Below are 15,202 nucleotides of genomic sequence, written 5' to 3' on the forward strand. Positions count from 1 at the left end.
AATCATTAGTTTGTTAACATTAACTGATTATAATTCAAATCGAAAAAAATGAAACCCTATTTTATTATATTCAAAAAAATAAGAAAACTCTTACAATTATAATTCGGAATTTGATACAATTAATTCATAATGAATAAAAAATAAAGGAAGTGAATGATTATGAGGAATTCTATCGTAGCAAAAAGCTATCTTCAGTTCTTTTCTAAAAAGAATCAAACACAAGGGTACACGAAAGTACAACTTATCGGTTTAATACTCGGCCCTTTATTATTTGTATTATTTAACTTTTTAATTCAACTGGAAGGCCTCAGTCCATCCGCACGTTTCGTACTTGCATCAACTTTATGGATTGCAACGTGATGGATTACAGAGCCGATACCAATTCCTGTTACATCTTTATTACCGCTTGTTTTATTTCCAATGGGTCAAATAATGGACAGTAATAAAGTTGCTGCTAACTATGGAAATGATATTATCTTCTTATTTATGGGTGGCTTTATTCTCGCAATTGCAATGGAGAAGTGGAATTTACATACACGTTTAGCATTAAACATCATTAATAAAATCGGGACGACGACTTCAAAGATTGTACTCGGGTTTATGATGGCAACAGGTGTGATGAGTATGTTCGTCTCTAATACTGCCGCTGTTATGATCATGATTCCTATCGGGCTTGCGTTAATCAAAGAAGCTGAAGTTTTAAGTCATAACAACGTTTCTGAATCATTGCGTAAATTTGAGAAAACACTCGTACTTGCAATCGGATATGCAGGAACTATCGGTGGTATGGGTACATTAATCGGTACACCACCACTCATCCTACTTGCCGGACAGATGAAAGCAATCTTCGGTTATGAAGTGAGTTTCGGTCAATGGATGATAGTCGGCGTTCCTTCTGTTATCGTATTACTCCTTATCACGTGGGCATATTTAAATTACGTCGCATTTAAAACAGATATGACAGAACTGCCTGGTGGACAAGCTGTTATTGAACGTGAGTTAAAGAAACTAGGTAAGATCAGTCGTGAAGAAGTCATTATATTGTGCATCTTCCTGCTTGCTGCATTGTTATGGATAATTAGGGGATTTGTATTTGTCAATATTCCAGCGCTTAAGATGATCCAGGACGGTTCTATTGCGATGTTCATCTCAATATTACTGTTTATGATTCCAACAAAGCGCCAGAATGGTCGACTAATTGACTGGTCTATCGCAAAAGAAATACCGTGGGGCGTACTGCTATTATTCGGTGGCGGATTAGCGCTTGCGAACGCGATTACTACAAGTAAATTAGATGCATGGCTCAGCGACCAGCTCATCTTACTTAAAGGGTTACCAATTATATTAATCATCACAATTACAGCATTATTCGTACTGTTCTTAACTGAAATTACATCAAATACAGCAACAATGATTCTTCCGTTACTTGCAGCACTTGCTGTATCAATAAACGTACACCCACTTGCATTAATGGTACCTGCTGCGATGGCTGCAAACTGTGCATTCATGCTGCCGGTCGGAACACCACCAAATGCAATCGTCTTCGGTACGGGTAAAGTTTCGATACGAGAAATGGCAAGCACAGGGTTCTGGTTGAACATTATCAGCTGTGTCATTATCGTTATTGCGGTTATGGTGTTATTACCGATCGTATTCGGCATCAACATTACACCATTCCCTGAAAGCCTTAAATAAAAAAACTGCACATATGTGCAGTTTTTTATTGTCTTTCCTGTTCGTTTATTGAATGCAGCCTTGCTTTATTGAACGATTCCGGAAACTCAGTTACTTTATTTAATATCGGAATATATATTACGAACAAAATTAATGATAAGATATATAACGTTAATAATGCGAGTGAATGAATATGAAATAAATTGACACATAACATAATCAATAAATTTATAACGATTGCACTCATATAAATTTTCATCATTCGATGACTAGAAATATAATGCATTATTCCACACTTCGGACAAGGTGCCGGCGCTGGTGTTTTCAGCTTCCATGATGCTGTAAACATATCTTCATAACGATATTCATATTTACAATTACTACACCTATTCATGCACTTCGCCCCCTTCATTTACTACAAATCACATTGTACCTAATTTTTTACAATAAATAAAGTGTTGTGCTTGTTGTAATTAACCAATTTATAATGTAATCTATTGCTATCAAATATCAAAGAAGGTCATTTATGAAAAATAAAAAAGGGAATCCTTATCTCGTCATTATTAATGCTTTCGTCGTGTTTTTATTAATAGGAACAATACTCTTATCGCTCCCATTTTCCCAGAAACAGCCAACATCATTTGTTGACTGTCTGTTTATTGCAACGAGCGCATTCACTGTTACAGGACTCGCAACAATTGATATTACACAAAACTTTAACACTTTCGGCCATATTATCATTATGATTCTCGTACAGTCCGGTGGTCTCGGGATTATTACGTTAGCGATGATCGTGTTTATCATGCTCGGACGTAAAGTGGGACTTAAAAGTCGCTCACTCGCAACAGAGGCATTGAATCAGCAGAACTTAGGCGGCATACTCAGACTAGTATTGAAACTATTAATAATCAGTTTAATTTTTGAAAGTATCGGAGCAATACTGCTTGCCCTTGAATGGGTGCCTTTACTTGGGTGGAAGCGCGGACTATTTAACAGTTTCTTCACCGCAGTCAGTGCATTTAATAACGCAGGATTCGCACTTCATAGTGACAATCTTGTACAATTTAAAACGAATCCGGTCATCAACTTTATCATTACAACATTAATCATCATTGGTGGATTAGGATTTACAGTCATCCTTGATATATATCAGAAAAAGAAATTTACACATTTAAGACTTCATACAAAAATTATGATATTCGGTACGGTGATCGTGAATACAATTGCGACACTGACAATTTACTTACTTGAGATGAACAATATGAAAACAATTGGTGGGCACAGTACATTTGATCAGTTTCAAATGTCTTACTTCCAGGCAATTACTACACGAACAGCAGGCTTTAATACGGTTGATATCGGAGCGATGAATACATCGACGATTCTACTTATGATGCTATTCATGTTTATCGGTGGTGGATCGACTTCTACAGCAGGTGGGATAAAGCTAACGACCGCTGTTGTAATATTCTTCGGTACGATAAGCTTTATAAAGCAACGCGAACAAATTAGTTTATTTAAGAAGGCAATAGATACGAAATATTTATTTAAGAGCTTTGCAATCGTTGTGTTAAGTTCAACATCTATCTTCTTAATCACATTAGCGCTTGTAATCGCAGAGCCGGACTTACCGTTTCTTGCTGTGATGTTTGAAGTCATATCAGCATTCGGTACGGTAGGACTGACGATGGGCATTACAGCAAAGCTATCAGTCGTCGGAAAACTATTAATCATATTGATGATGATGATTGGTAAGATTGGGGTATTAACGATTGTGCTTACGTTCTCAAAACCACAGAAAGCACTGTATGCTTACCCGAAAGAAGACGTGTTAACAGGTTAATCAAATTAGAAAGTGTCACACTCGTGAGTTTGAGTGTGACACTTTTACTCGTTTTGTCACGACCGGGGACTTGAGTGTGACACTTTTACTCGTTTTGTCACGACCGAGAACGTGAGTGTGACACTTTTACTCGTTTTGTCACGACCGGGGACTTGAGTGTGACACTTTTACTCGTTTTGTCACGACCGGGGACTTGAGTGTGACAAAAATGAAGTACTCATTCGAGTCTGTTAACAAAAAACACATTTATTAATTATCTCGTTGAACTCGCAAGTTGCTGGGCGATATTCATCGTAATTGCAGGATTATTCATGACGATTTACCAAAATATTTAAAGCCTGGCGCATCAACAATCGCACGTAAACAATCTGCAAGAGTGCATGCCGTTCTCGGTACTGTATTAAGCATACCACTCATCCTGTTAATATTACTCTTAACTAAGCAAAAATACGCAATATAGGAAACCCGCACGCTGAATATGCGTGCGGATCATTTTATTATTCAATATTTTGTTTAATTTTCTTTAAATCTTCTTCAGAGACTTTAAAAGTTACCTCCCCAGTTTCAAGATCAACCTCTGCCAATACTTCAGCCGTCCGAGGAAACAACCCTCTCGTCAGCTTTAACTTTAGTGGAATCGAGGCATTATTGGTCATCGTTTTAAAAATTTTTTTCACATCTATTCCCCCTTTGAATATATATTACCAAATTTTTGATTATGGTAATATATATTCAAAGGAGTGATTATATGAGCAAAGGATATAAATACTTTTTAACATTAGCAATCATACTCACTATACTAAATATTATATTTATCTTAATTGATTACGAATGGCGTGGAGTTTTTAGCTGGGCATCCTTCAGTTTAATAATATTGTGTGCATTCATACTAATGGTAAGAAAGTTTATGAAAAATGAAGATCATCTTGGCTCATAAATTTTAAACATGAGCCAAGACGAACCAATCCCTTCATTAAACAAGCTTTCTTTCATTAATATCTTTCACTTGCGTAAACAGATAGAAACCATATCTAAATGAAACATACATTACTGACATAAATGCAAACTCACTTCAATATCAGACCTGATTTTGATAATGCTCTTTCCAGTTTATCAGATACTACCCTCATTTCATTTTCATGTGCAATTGTGTAAAACACAACTTCATTGTTACACAAAAATGCCATATCCACTTCAATTCTATCAAGTGAATAACCAAAAAATGAAATTCCGTTTTCTCTATATTGTTTATAAAACGCATCATACTTTTTCAAAAATCTAGCCATCGCGTCATTATATGGATAAAAGTAACTCATTACTCCCTCACCTGAACGTATCGTTCCTGGCCACTTTTTAGTTTTAACCACTTTAATTAATTCGTTGCTGAAAGTATCATATAAACTTTGCTTCGTAAAATCTTCATCACCTGTGACAGTATGTTGAATTGTATCAGCATATTGAATAAGTACTTTAAGCACTGTACGATAGTCTTCTTTATTGCGTAATCTTAATATCTTCATAATAAGCCTCTATTCTTAAAATGTTCATTCATGTGTAACTCCGGTAAACAACCATTCAGTAAATCTTGTTTATTAAATAACGAAGGATCAAATACTGGAAAGCTTTGTTGCCTCCATTCTTCACGGTACATTTTATGGGAAAGTTTAATCGCCTCTTCTTCAGAAAGCACTTCGTAATCAATCTCTAGCCTATCGTAGTCGTCATATCCATACTGAAAACCACAACAACCACAAATTTCGAAACTTCCAGTATAACCTTCATCGTAAGGCTCTTCTTCCAGAAAAGAAAAGCCACATACTAAACATTGATACATAAGCATTACCTCTTAACTAGTGTAATCACTTTTCTATAATTTTCCTTAAAAGTATTATATATTAAAAATAATAGCATACACAAATTGAGAGTGAGGTAATATCATGCAACAACTTAAAAGTATACGTTATTGGATATATTGCTTTTTCTTTGCAGCGTTAGCCACACTTTTTTTCCCGATGCCGTATGGTCCAATTATGGGAGTTATCGTTGCACAAATTTTGTATGATGATAGAAAGTAAACGATATATACATTGACATTAGACAATCCTCTGTAATTACCAATGCTCATACAGGCATAATTTCAAAGTTATTTCACTTCTTTTAAATAATCAAGTACGACTGTACCAACTGCTTGTGCTGAAATGAGTAATGATTTTTCTGAAATGTTGAATTTCGTATGATGATGTGGATATATTTCTCCGTTTTCAGGTGCTGCACCTGTATATATAAATGCACTTGGTCGTTCTTTAGCATAATATGCGAAGTCTTCAGATGGTGGCTGAGGTTCGCACATATCCACTTCGAAATCGAGTGATGCATCCTTTAAAGTTTGTGCAACATAGTTTGTAAATTCAGGATCGTTGTATAATGCCGGATAATCGTCGTTGTATTCCAATTCACAAGTAACACCGTACATTTCTTCTAATCCTTTACTTAATCGTTTAATCTCACGTTCAATTGTTGCTTTCGTATCATCTGTTAAACCACGTACGTCACCTTCGATTTCAATTGAATCTTTAATGACATTGAACTGACCTTTACCATCAAATGAACCGATTGTTACAACGCCCGTATCAAATGGGTTTAATCGTCTTGATACGACTGTCTGTAATGCTGTTACAAAGTAACTTCCTGCTACGATTGCATCATTTGCCATATGTGGTGATGAACCGTGGCCACCTTTACCGATAACTTTCAGTTTAAAAAATGCACGTCCTGTCTGAACATAACCTGGTCTATAGAACACTTTACCTACCGGCATCGTACTCATAACGTGTACACCAAGTACATTATCAATCCCATCTAATACGCCCGCTTCAATCATACCTTTCGCACCACCTGGTGGTACTTCCTCTGCTGGCTGATGGATAACAACGACTTTACCTGTAAACGCCTCTTTCATCTCTGCTAATGTTTCAGCTAACACAAGCATATATGCTGTATGTGCATCGTGACCACATGCATGCATCACACCTTTATTCACCGATGCAAATGGTAAGCCTGTATCTTCTGTAATCGGTAATGCATCAAAATCTGCACGAATTGCTAACGTCTTTCCTGGTTTTCCAGAATCAATCGTCACTTTAATGCCACGTTCACCGGTATTCGTTTCTACTTTTACGTCTTTCCCTTTATAGAAATCCGCAATATATTGTGCTGTTTTCTCTTCCTGGAAAGAAAGTTCTGGATGTTGATGTAAGTAACGTCTAATCTCAATCATTTTGTCTTCTTTTGCTTTTAAAGTTTCAATTAATTGTTTATTCATGTCCTTCATCTCCTTATGTATATTATTTATTCCCTTTTATTATATATAAAACAAAAAAGAACAAATTATGAAACCATAGTTTGCTCTTCTTCACGCATATAATTATTCATCTTTCACATATTCAAACAAATCTCCAGGTTGACAGTCCAGCGCCTTACAAATAGCTTCAAGTGTTGAGAACCGTACTGCTTTTACTTTACCCGTCTTTAAGTTTGATAAATTTGCAACACTAACATCAACCATTTCGGAAAGCTCATTTAACTTAACTTTCCGATCAGCCATTACTCTATCTAACCTAACTATTATCATAACTTCACATCCTAAACAGTTGCATCATATTCATTCTGTAAATACTCGCCATATCGGAAAGCTCTACCGATAAACCAGATTGTTATAGCAATTAAAATTATATTCCAATCTAATGATATTAAATTATAACTCACTTTTCTGATAACATCAGCTTCCGATAAATAATGAGATAAATTTAATGATTTGTCAATAAACATACTTAACATTGAAATCATCAACTTGTATGTATGTCCTGCAAATAAAAATAAAATAGCAATTGTTTCAATAAACTTTCCGTTGTTATTACTAAAGACTTCATTCTTACTGAACTTATGAATTAATTTTCTTGCATACCACATCATTAATAAGAATAAAACTGCATTCAATATTGCGATGATTAAAACACTGATAAGCAGCCCTTTATTAACCGCCAGATGCTCACTAATAAAACTTTTCGTAAATTCATAATTTAAACCACCTATACTCATCATTACCTTCGAATGATCGGACTGGAGAAACTTATTCAAAGTCCCTTCAGAAACAGAATTAATAAATATTGTTAATCCGACTAAAGCAAGCGTTCCAATCCCTGATAATACAACACCAATAAGGTATATAATATCCATTACCTTAAGCAAAACTTTAAAACGACTCACACTATTCTCATTCATCTGTGACACCTCTTCCTTGTATTATGTTCAATTACATAATAACACCTATTTTTATGAATTACAATAACTATTTATCGATAAACGATAAAGTTTTGCCTATAAACATCGATTTCATGAAGTTCGCATATCCAATGAGATAGATTGAGGTGCATCATTATCAACCAAAATGGATACAATGCGTATGAAGAAAAAGCAATAAAATGGTTTGAAAAGAAATAAAAACACCCAACCACATTTTAGTAGTTAGGTGAATGTCTTACACACGTTTCGGATCTTTTCCGTATTTGTTGTCGCCTTCATTACCGTTGATAAAATTAACGATGAATAAGAAGAGCATCGGTATTGCTAAGATTAATGAGATGATTACTAAAGTTGTCGAATTGCCTGTTAATTTCGTATTAAACAGCGGCATTATGCGATTAAATACAAATTCCAGTAAAGTCGCAGCCACAGTCAGCACGATTGCGATTTTACCGTTCATATTAATGTCCTGCATACGGCGGCTTGCCTGAGCCATCGCCGGGATTGTTGTGAAGTACGGGAATATTGTGCCTACAAAGAAATTGTAATGCTCTGATAAATTCATCCTATCTGATGTAACTAAATCAATTAGAAGCACTATTACACCTAGAATGAAGGCGATAATGAAGTTACCTAATATATTCAGCCATACTTCTCTTCTTCTCGCACGTCCTTTAAACAAGAACGCTTTCGTCCAGAATGCAATCATCGCATCTTTTATTGACATATTATTTTCCATAATGTTCACCTCTCACTTCTACACCAATGTACATATTGCCGTCTTTCAATTGTTTTTTATATTGCTTAAATTTTTCTACATCATGCTGGAAGTGAAGTTTATACGTTACACCTTCCACCGCTTCTTCTGTTTTAGTATTGACTTCACTATCCTCAACAAATGTAAAGCGCTCATACTTACCTGCATAATATTGATTGTCTTTCATATGTACAGGTATAACTGTATATTCTTTAAACGCATCTACTTTATTTTGATAAATATGGAAATTCATATTTTTAGATTTAATTACGCCAACCGGTTTACCGAATGATTCTTTCGTAACAGCACTTAATGCCGCTTCTTCTGTATCGAATGCTTTCATCGATTCATTCATACCAATCTTATTATTTCCTTTATCGAGCCATATACCTTTTTCATTCATCTGAATAACGCCATCTTTTAACTCAGTTGCTAAAGTAACACCTTCTGATTCATCTACATTTCTTATGATACGATTTTCAAGTTTCGTTCCTTTACTGAATGCGCCTGTCTGAATATGATGCACACCAGCTTTACTCTTAATATCCCATGATTTACTTTTAAACTTTTTGTTTGTACTAATCAGATTAAAATCATTCTCAGGGAAAGTAAGCTCTGTTACGTCTTTATGTTTTTGCTCAATAAAACCAGTGTATAAATATAATGATGCTTTATGACTAGCCTTCTTTATTTCCAGAACATAGTAATGATTGTTCGGTAGTTTGTAAATGTGTTCAGTTATTGATCCAATCACATTAAAATCAGTTCCCATTGCATCATTAATTGTGCTTGATGCTTCTTCAAAACTTTCATATTGCCCTGCATATAATTCAGATGCAACAGCATCATCAGTCAACTGATCTCCAAGCATATAGTCTTTAACATCCCATATGAGAGATACAAGTAAAAATGCGATAAATAGACCTAATAATCCTTTCTTCATCCATACATCCCCACTATTCATTTGTATTTTATTCCATTATTTACATGATAATTCTAAATTATTACAGGTGTCAATTTAATTTATATTTTTAAACAAAAAACCGACGAATCATTCGTCGGTTCATGTTTAAGACATGACTTGTGCATATTGTGCCTGCTGTAATTGATAGTATTTCCCTTGTTGTGCAATGAGCTCATCGTGACTGCCACTTTCAACGATACGCCCGTTCTCTATGAAAAGGATTCGGTCCACATCTCTTATCGTTGATAGACGGTGGGCAATCGTCAGTGTTGTACGCCCTTCTGATAATCGTTTAAATGCTGCCTGTATACGATTCTCTGTTTCAACGTCGAGCGCACTTGTCGCCTCGTCCAGTATAATAATCGGTGGGTTCTTCAAGAACATACGTGCAATAGAAACACGCTGCTTCTGTCCACCCGATAACTTCGTACCACGCTCTCCTACAATCGTGTGGATTCCTTCTGGCAGTGTATCAACAAATGATTTCAGCTGCGCTTGTTCAACTGCCCACATGATTTCCTCATCAGTCGCATCTAAATTTCCATACGCGATATTCTCTTTTAACGTACCGCTAAATAGAAATACATCTTGCTGCACGATGCCAATCTGTTTACGCAGAGATGATAATGTATAGTCTTTAATATTCTGTCCATTTAAAGTAATCTCACCGTGTGATGGATCATAAAACCTCGGCAGTAACGAACAGATCGTCGTCTTGCCACCACCACTCGGTCCGACAAGCGCGATTTGTTCTCCACGTTTTATTGAAAACGAAAGATTGTCAAGAATCGTCTGTTCGCCGTACTTGAATGTCACATGGTCATACACTATCTCTTCTGGTTCTTGTTTGAAACTAATGGCATGTGCGCTATCTTTAACAGTAGGTTCTGTTGCCATTATTTCTTTGAAGTTGTTAAAGCCAGCAATACCTTTCGGGAAAAGTTCGATAATCAAGTTAATCGACTGTAACGGCTTGAATAATATATCCGTAATCATAATAAACGCAACGAATTCTCCGTAGCTCATCATGTTCTGTAAAACAAAGTAACAGCCTAATATCAATACAATAATTAACGTGAACTTCTGCGATATATAGCCAATAGACGTGTTCCAAGACATATAATTATACGCCTTTAATTTCGTGCGTCTGAAGTCTTCATTCGTCTTTTTAAAACGTTCGTTTTCATAATGCTCATTCGTGAATGCCTGCACTAGACGAATACCACCAATTGTCTCACTGATTACATCGTTAAACGCAGATACATTACCAAACAATCTGCGGAACTGTGTCGTCATCTTACGGTTAAAGTATAACGTTAATGCGAATATAAGCGGCACGATACAAAACGTGATTAACGCAAGTTTCACATCAATCGTGAGCATAATAATCAGCGCACCAATAACCGTCATCACGGCAACGAACACCTCTTCAGGACCATGATGTGCAAGTTCACCGATATCCATCAAATCGTTCGTCAGTCGACCCATGAGTTTCCCAGTCTTATTGCGGTCAAAGAATCCGAAGTTCAAACGTTGCATATGCTGATACAGTTCATTACGTATATCCCGTTCAATATTTGTTCCGAGTTTATGCCCCCAGTAAGTCACGATAAATTTAAGAACCGTGACAAACCCGAACACTAAAAATAAACCAATCGCACCAAGCACGATATTCGGCCAGTCTTTCGACGGTAACAGCTTATCAATAAACAAACTTGTCATTAATGGAAAGATAAGTTCCAACACGCCGACAAAAACCGCTGAACCAAAATCTAACATCAACAAGCCTTTATACGGCTTGTAATATTCAAAAAATGATTTCATATGTACTACCTCAACATTTTTAATAATATCTATATTTTAACATAGAGCTAGATAAAGATGTTTTCATATATTAAATACAAAATAAGAAGCCACTTCACTTAAGACGTGGCTTTCTCTTTTAACTCTTTTATCTCCTGTCTGTCAACAAAATGTCTTATACTTGTACCTACTGCTGCACCGAAAATAGCAACCGTAAAACCAAACAACCCTGACGTATCTAAATCATTACTCTTGTAATACATATACAATAACCCTGAGATAATTAATATTACTGCAAGCACTGTATATTCATACTTCTTCTGTGCTACACGTCGTTCTAACCCTGCCAGTCGATCTGTATGAAGTAACTGTCTGAGTCTCGTTTCGTGAGGAATGATAAAGAATGGTCCAATTAGAATCACCATAAGAAAAGTAAATATAAACGGGTCCTGCTGCACGCCACTATCAATCAATAACCATATTAACATCACTACAATGGTTCCGTAGATAAGATAATTTAGCCATAGTTTTGATGTCATATCATGACCTACTTTCTAATTTTTAATAGACTTATAACTTCACTTACTAATATACTAGACATCCTCAAAATCATAGTCTTCATACAATTTATCGCGATCGGTTGGTTTATTCTTACTGTTTGCAAACAATGGTATTAAAATGATGAGTAATATGCCAACGGTGCTTGTACTATGCATAATAACGTTAGAATAATAACTATAAGCATAGATTAATGGTAATCCTATAAATCCAAGCGCTAAATATACAGCTGGAGATTTTCTTAAAAATCTGAATCGCTTGATCTCTGATGATAAAGTTGTTAAATACAATAGTAAGAAAAAACAAATAATAAAGCTAAATCGTTTAAACTGATCCAGCGCTTCTAAACGCTCTGCCTCCTTTAACGACAAATCAGAGTACGGATAACCACTGAATATATCTTTAAATAAATAGATCAAGAATAATACAAGTATAATAAAAGCGCAGATTTTCGGGATAATCATCAGCTTCTTATACAGATGAAACGGCAGTTCCCCTCTAAAGTTAAATAAGTTTTTTATAAAATATTGAAATGTTCTCTTGAAATCCTTATTATCCATGGGGCACCTCTCTTACCATATTAATACTATTTTAATACATTTACTGTAAAATATATAGTATAGATAAAATCATTTATAATAAATAACAAAAAGTGAGGTGATAACATGCTGTCATTTAAAGATACACATAATAGTGCGGACATATTAGAAGAAAACGCACGTTATATTCACTACCATACGCCGAGTCAACTGATTAAGTATTACGCAAACTACTTTGAATATAAGGAGATGCCGACGCTGGAATTATTTAAAGAAGATCTATCGTATCAGCGTGAATTTCATATGAAACATCGTCAACAGCATCTCTTATTTATCTTCCCTGATAATGAAGTTATTCCGGAGTCGATTGTCACTTATGCGAAATCACATGGTTGTAACTTAGAGTTGATGGAATTGTATGAATTAAAGCATCCAAAGCAGTTAAGACGTAACGATGAGGTCGTTTGCGAGGTGGTATCACAAGACGGACCGATATTTGATGACTTCCTAAAGGTCTGTGCTACAGGAGAAGTTGGGTACGGAGAAGACTTTGTAAAGTTAAAAGAAGAGACGCATAGACGTGATTTATTAAACAGCAAGATTCTGCAGATTGTCGCATACATAGACAATACACCAGCTGGTAAGATAGAAGCGATAATGGAAGAAGAAACTGTAGAAATCGATGACTTTTATGTGATTGAAGCGTATCGTAGACGTGGTATCGGGAGTCGTCTGCAAGAAGCGGTGTATAATTTTGCACACGGCAAGCAGGTGTTCCTCATTGCAGATGGAAATGATACAGCACGAGATATGTATCAGCGACAAGGTTATGAAAAGATAGCTGAGCGTTATGAACTGTTGCTGGCGCCGCATTCAAATGACTGAATTGATACATCACCCCTTTTAATTTAATATACATAAAAAGACGCAGCCCTGCGTCTTTTACTTCTCACTTTGTTTCAACCTTCTAAACATGCTATACACTAATACTCCTGTCACTAGAATCATCACACCTTCAAAGAATAATAAGAACCACGGTGCATTGTACTTAATCATAAAAGTAAGTAAAACAATAGCGTATACAAAAATCAGCAATCGGTATATAAACATTCCGACTTTTCGAGAAGTTTTGTCTAATCCTTCCGGGTTAAATGCTAACACTAGCATCGGCACTGATAAGCTATAAAACCCACCAAATGAATCAGCGATATTTTCACTCATTATTTCCGTATAAATATTGTAGATTGTTGATATAACGAAAATAATAAAAAAGAAAGTTAGTAAACCTGAACGAATATTCATCGAATCTCCACTTACCTCACGATACTTTAATTCCATTTTAATACAATTATTGTAAATTGTATACCAATGATAAAAGCCACTTCAATAAAGAAACGGCTTTAAACTCTACACATTCGGTCCATAGATTCTTCGTGAACTATCTTCAATATGACCTGCTATTTTCTTCTGCAATGATACTTTCCACGTTTCAGCAAGTTCAGGGAGTTCAGACATCTCCTTTACTTCGATCATATCCGTACTTCGATGCATTACATCGTTACAACGCGCAATCGACCACGCATTATGCAATCGCTCGACTAGACGAATCTCTTCACCTTCATTAATATCACCAGGCACTAACACTTTGAAGTACCAGCCCGTACGACCGTTCTCTTCCGTAATGCGAGATAACTCCAGTTCACCATACTTACGCGCAGGCTTCCAGCACGGCTTACGCGGTTGTGTCACTTGCAGTCTCGCACTACCAATTTCATACACATCGCCGAGACAGACAGTAGACTCATCCATATCTGTCACACACAAGTTCTCACCGAATCCTCCTGCATCGATATCGATATTCAGTTCATTACGCCATAGTTCATAATGCGCATAAGGATAACAGAACACCGCCTTATCCACACCACCATGATGTTTTTTATCTGCAACTTCGTCACCATTAAAACCTAATATATCAACAAAACCACCATCAACACGATCACGATTAATTGCAGACACCACGCCTGCTGCATCTTATCCGTCGCGTTTGCATCACCAAGCTGTTTCGGCTTACCAATAAACATAGATTGAACTTTCATATGTCACCTCTATTATTTGTTATTGATATCATTATACACAAAAAAACCGATTCGATTAGGAATCGGTTAGGACAGCATCTGAAAATATACACAAGTCATAAACTAAAGACTCATTTGTGATTTATACGTTACATATTCATTGAACTCTGCCTTCGAGAGTTTTCCATCAGCATAATCATAAAACTTTTTAATATATTCCTCGCTTAATACATTACCGTCAATGTCATTCATTCGAATCGACACTTCTACGTGACGCTTAATTGAATCAAGTGATTTATCATCGGTAATATTATTAATATATTTCTCATATCCGTTAGACAGCTTTACGAGCGTTCTGAAAGTTGTACTATCTAAATCGGTTAGATCTTTTCTTAAGTTGTCTGTAGTGATATATGCAAGTTTTGAGTATTCTGATATTTGTTTAGTGCTTATATCACTGTCAAAAAACTTTTTAATATTTGCCATGTTTACGCTTAACATAACGCCCCTCCTTGCTAACTAAGGTTTATCTTAATTATACCATATATCACTGATTTGACTCCCCAACGCAGCAGATAAGCAAATACAGATTACTGTGCTAATCTATTTATTATTGAACATTTATACCTCCATTAATATTTATTAAAAAATAAAAAACCAATTCAATTAAGAATCAGTTATGACAGC

At 35.7% G+C, this 15,202-nt stretch carries 18 protein-coding genes and 1 pseudogene; 4 read left to right on the plus strand and 15 right to left on the minus strand.

Features of this window, described 5'->3' with window-relative positions; genetic code table 11:
• The first annotated feature begins 153 nt into the window (after window positions 1-153).
• Window positions 154-1,695: pseudogene (locus tag LAU42_RS09930) on the plus strand (SLC13 family permease).
• Window positions 1,696-1,720: 25 nt separating this feature from the next.
• On the opposite strand, the gene LAU42_RS09935 reads toward LAU42_RS09930, so the two are convergent.
• Window positions 1,721-2,068, minus strand: a complete 348-nt coding sequence (locus LAU42_RS09935) for a TIGR04104 family putative zinc finger protein (RefSeq protein ID WP_224183414.1) — start codon at window positions 2,066-2,068, stop codon at window positions 1,721-1,723.
• A gap of 132 nt (window positions 2,069-2,200) precedes the next feature.
• On the opposite strand from LAU42_RS09935, the gene LAU42_RS09940 reads away from it, so the two are divergent.
• The gene (locus LAU42_RS09940; protein WP_224183415.1) at window positions 2,201-3,517 is read left to right on the plus strand and encodes a TrkH family potassium uptake protein; all 1,317 of its coding nucleotides are present in this window, start codon (window positions 2,201-2,203) and stop codon (window positions 3,515-3,517) included.
• A 497-nt stretch (window positions 3,518-4,014) separates the two neighbouring features.
• Here LAU42_RS09940 and LAU42_RS09945 read toward each other — a convergent pair whose 3' ends face one another.
• A complete protein-coding gene (locus LAU42_RS09945; RefSeq protein ID WP_224183416.1) occupies window positions 4,015-4,194 on the minus strand; it encodes a hypothetical protein in 180 nt (59 codons plus the stop codon).
• A 71-nt stretch (window positions 4,195-4,265) separates the two neighbouring features.
• Here LAU42_RS09945 and LAU42_RS09950 point away from each other — a divergent pair, with 71 nt between their 5' ends.
• Window positions 4,266-4,454: a hypothetical protein gene (locus LAU42_RS09950; RefSeq protein ID WP_224183417.1), complete on the plus strand. Its 189-nt coding sequence runs from the start codon at window positions 4,266-4,268 to the stop codon at window positions 4,452-4,454.
• 130 nt (window positions 4,455-4,584) lie between these two features.
• Here LAU42_RS09950 and LAU42_RS09955 read toward each other — a convergent pair whose 3' ends face one another.
• The 10 genes from LAU42_RS09955 to LAU42_RS10000 form a co-directional block, all read right to left on the minus strand.
• Complete coding sequence (locus LAU42_RS09955) at window positions 4,585-5,037, minus strand: hypothetical protein (protein ID WP_224183418.1); 453 nt, start codon at window positions 5,035-5,037, stop codon at window positions 4,585-4,587.
• Window positions 5,034-5,351, minus strand: coding sequence for a hypothetical protein (locus LAU42_RS09960; RefSeq protein WP_224183419.1), 318 nt, complete (start codon window positions 5,349-5,351; stop codon window positions 5,034-5,036). Before LAU42_RS09960 ends, LAU42_RS09955 begins: the two co-directional genes overlap by 4 nt.
• A gap of 309 nt (window positions 5,352-5,660) precedes the next feature.
• Complete coding sequence (locus LAU42_RS09965) at window positions 5,661-6,839, minus strand: M20 family metallopeptidase (RefSeq protein WP_224183420.1); 1,179 nt, start codon at window positions 6,837-6,839, stop codon at window positions 5,661-5,663.
• A 102-nt stretch (window positions 6,840-6,941) separates the two neighbouring features.
• Entirely contained in the window at window positions 6,942-7,148 is a 207-nt protein-coding gene (locus tag LAU42_RS09970) for a helix-turn-helix domain-containing protein (protein ID WP_224183421.1), read from the minus strand.
• An 11-nt stretch (window positions 7,149-7,159) separates the two neighbouring features.
• Complete coding sequence (locus LAU42_RS09975; protein ID WP_224183422.1) at window positions 7,160-7,753, minus strand: DUF2975 domain-containing protein; 594 nt, start codon at window positions 7,751-7,753, stop codon at window positions 7,160-7,162.
• Window positions 7,754-8,054: 301 nt separating this feature from the next.
• Complete coding sequence (locus LAU42_RS09980; RefSeq protein WP_224183423.1) at window positions 8,055-8,558, minus strand: DUF805 domain-containing protein; 504 nt, start codon at window positions 8,556-8,558, stop codon at window positions 8,055-8,057.
• Window positions 8,548-9,519 carry a hypothetical protein gene (locus LAU42_RS09985; RefSeq protein WP_224183424.1) on the minus strand — a complete coding sequence of 324 codons (972 nt, stop codon included), beginning with the start codon at window positions 9,517-9,519 and terminating at the stop codon, window positions 8,548-8,550. The genes LAU42_RS09980 and LAU42_RS09985 overlap by 11 nt, the downstream gene beginning before the upstream one ends.
• Window positions 9,520-9,645: 126 nt before the next feature.
• Window positions 9,646-11,364 carry an ABC transporter ATP-binding protein gene (locus LAU42_RS09990; RefSeq protein ID WP_224183425.1) on the minus strand — a complete coding sequence of 573 codons (1,719 nt, stop codon included), beginning with the start codon at window positions 11,362-11,364 and terminating at the stop codon, window positions 9,646-9,648.
• A 98-nt stretch (window positions 11,365-11,462) separates the two neighbouring features.
• A complete protein-coding gene (locus LAU42_RS09995) occupies window positions 11,463-11,882 on the minus strand; it encodes a hypothetical protein (RefSeq protein ID WP_224183426.1) in 420 nt (139 codons plus the stop codon).
• Window positions 11,883-11,936: 54 nt separating this feature from the next.
• Window positions 11,937-12,461 carry a hypothetical protein gene (locus LAU42_RS10000; RefSeq protein WP_224183427.1) on the minus strand — a complete coding sequence of 175 codons (525 nt, stop codon included), beginning with the start codon at window positions 12,459-12,461 and terminating at the stop codon, window positions 11,937-11,939.
• 105 nt (window positions 12,462-12,566) lie between these two features.
• On the opposite strand from LAU42_RS10000, the gene LAU42_RS10005 reads away from it, so the two are divergent.
• Window positions 12,567-13,325: a GNAT family N-acetyltransferase gene (locus tag LAU42_RS10005; protein ID WP_224183428.1), complete on the plus strand. Its 759-nt coding sequence runs from the start codon at window positions 12,567-12,569 to the stop codon at window positions 13,323-13,325.
• Between the two features lie 57 nt (window positions 13,326-13,382).
• Here the strand turns inward: LAU42_RS10005 and LAU42_RS10010 are convergent, their stop codons facing one another.
• From LAU42_RS10010 to LAU42_RS10020, 3 genes are all read right to left on the minus strand, one after another.
• Window positions 13,383-13,778 carry a hypothetical protein gene (locus LAU42_RS10010; protein ID WP_224183429.1) on the minus strand — a complete coding sequence of 132 codons (396 nt, stop codon included), beginning with the start codon at window positions 13,776-13,778 and terminating at the stop codon, window positions 13,383-13,385.
• Window positions 13,779-13,847: 69 nt separating this feature from the next.
• The gene (locus tag LAU42_RS10015; protein ID WP_224183430.1) at window positions 13,848-14,456 is read right to left on the minus strand and encodes an MOSC domain-containing protein; all 609 of its coding nucleotides are present in this window, start codon (window positions 14,454-14,456) and stop codon (window positions 13,848-13,850) included.
• Window positions 14,457-14,638: 182 nt separating this feature from the next.
• On the minus strand, window positions 14,639-15,016 hold the full coding sequence (locus LAU42_RS10020) for a hypothetical protein (RefSeq protein ID WP_224183431.1): 378 nt from the start codon (window positions 15,014-15,016) through the stop codon (window positions 14,639-14,641).
• Between the last annotated feature and the right edge of the window lie 186 nt (window positions 15,017-15,202).

The sequence above is a fragment of the Macrococcus armenti genome (assembly GCF_020097135.1).
Classification (GTDB): Bacteria; Bacillota; Bacilli; order Staphylococcales; family Staphylococcaceae; genus Macrococcoides; species Macrococcoides armenti.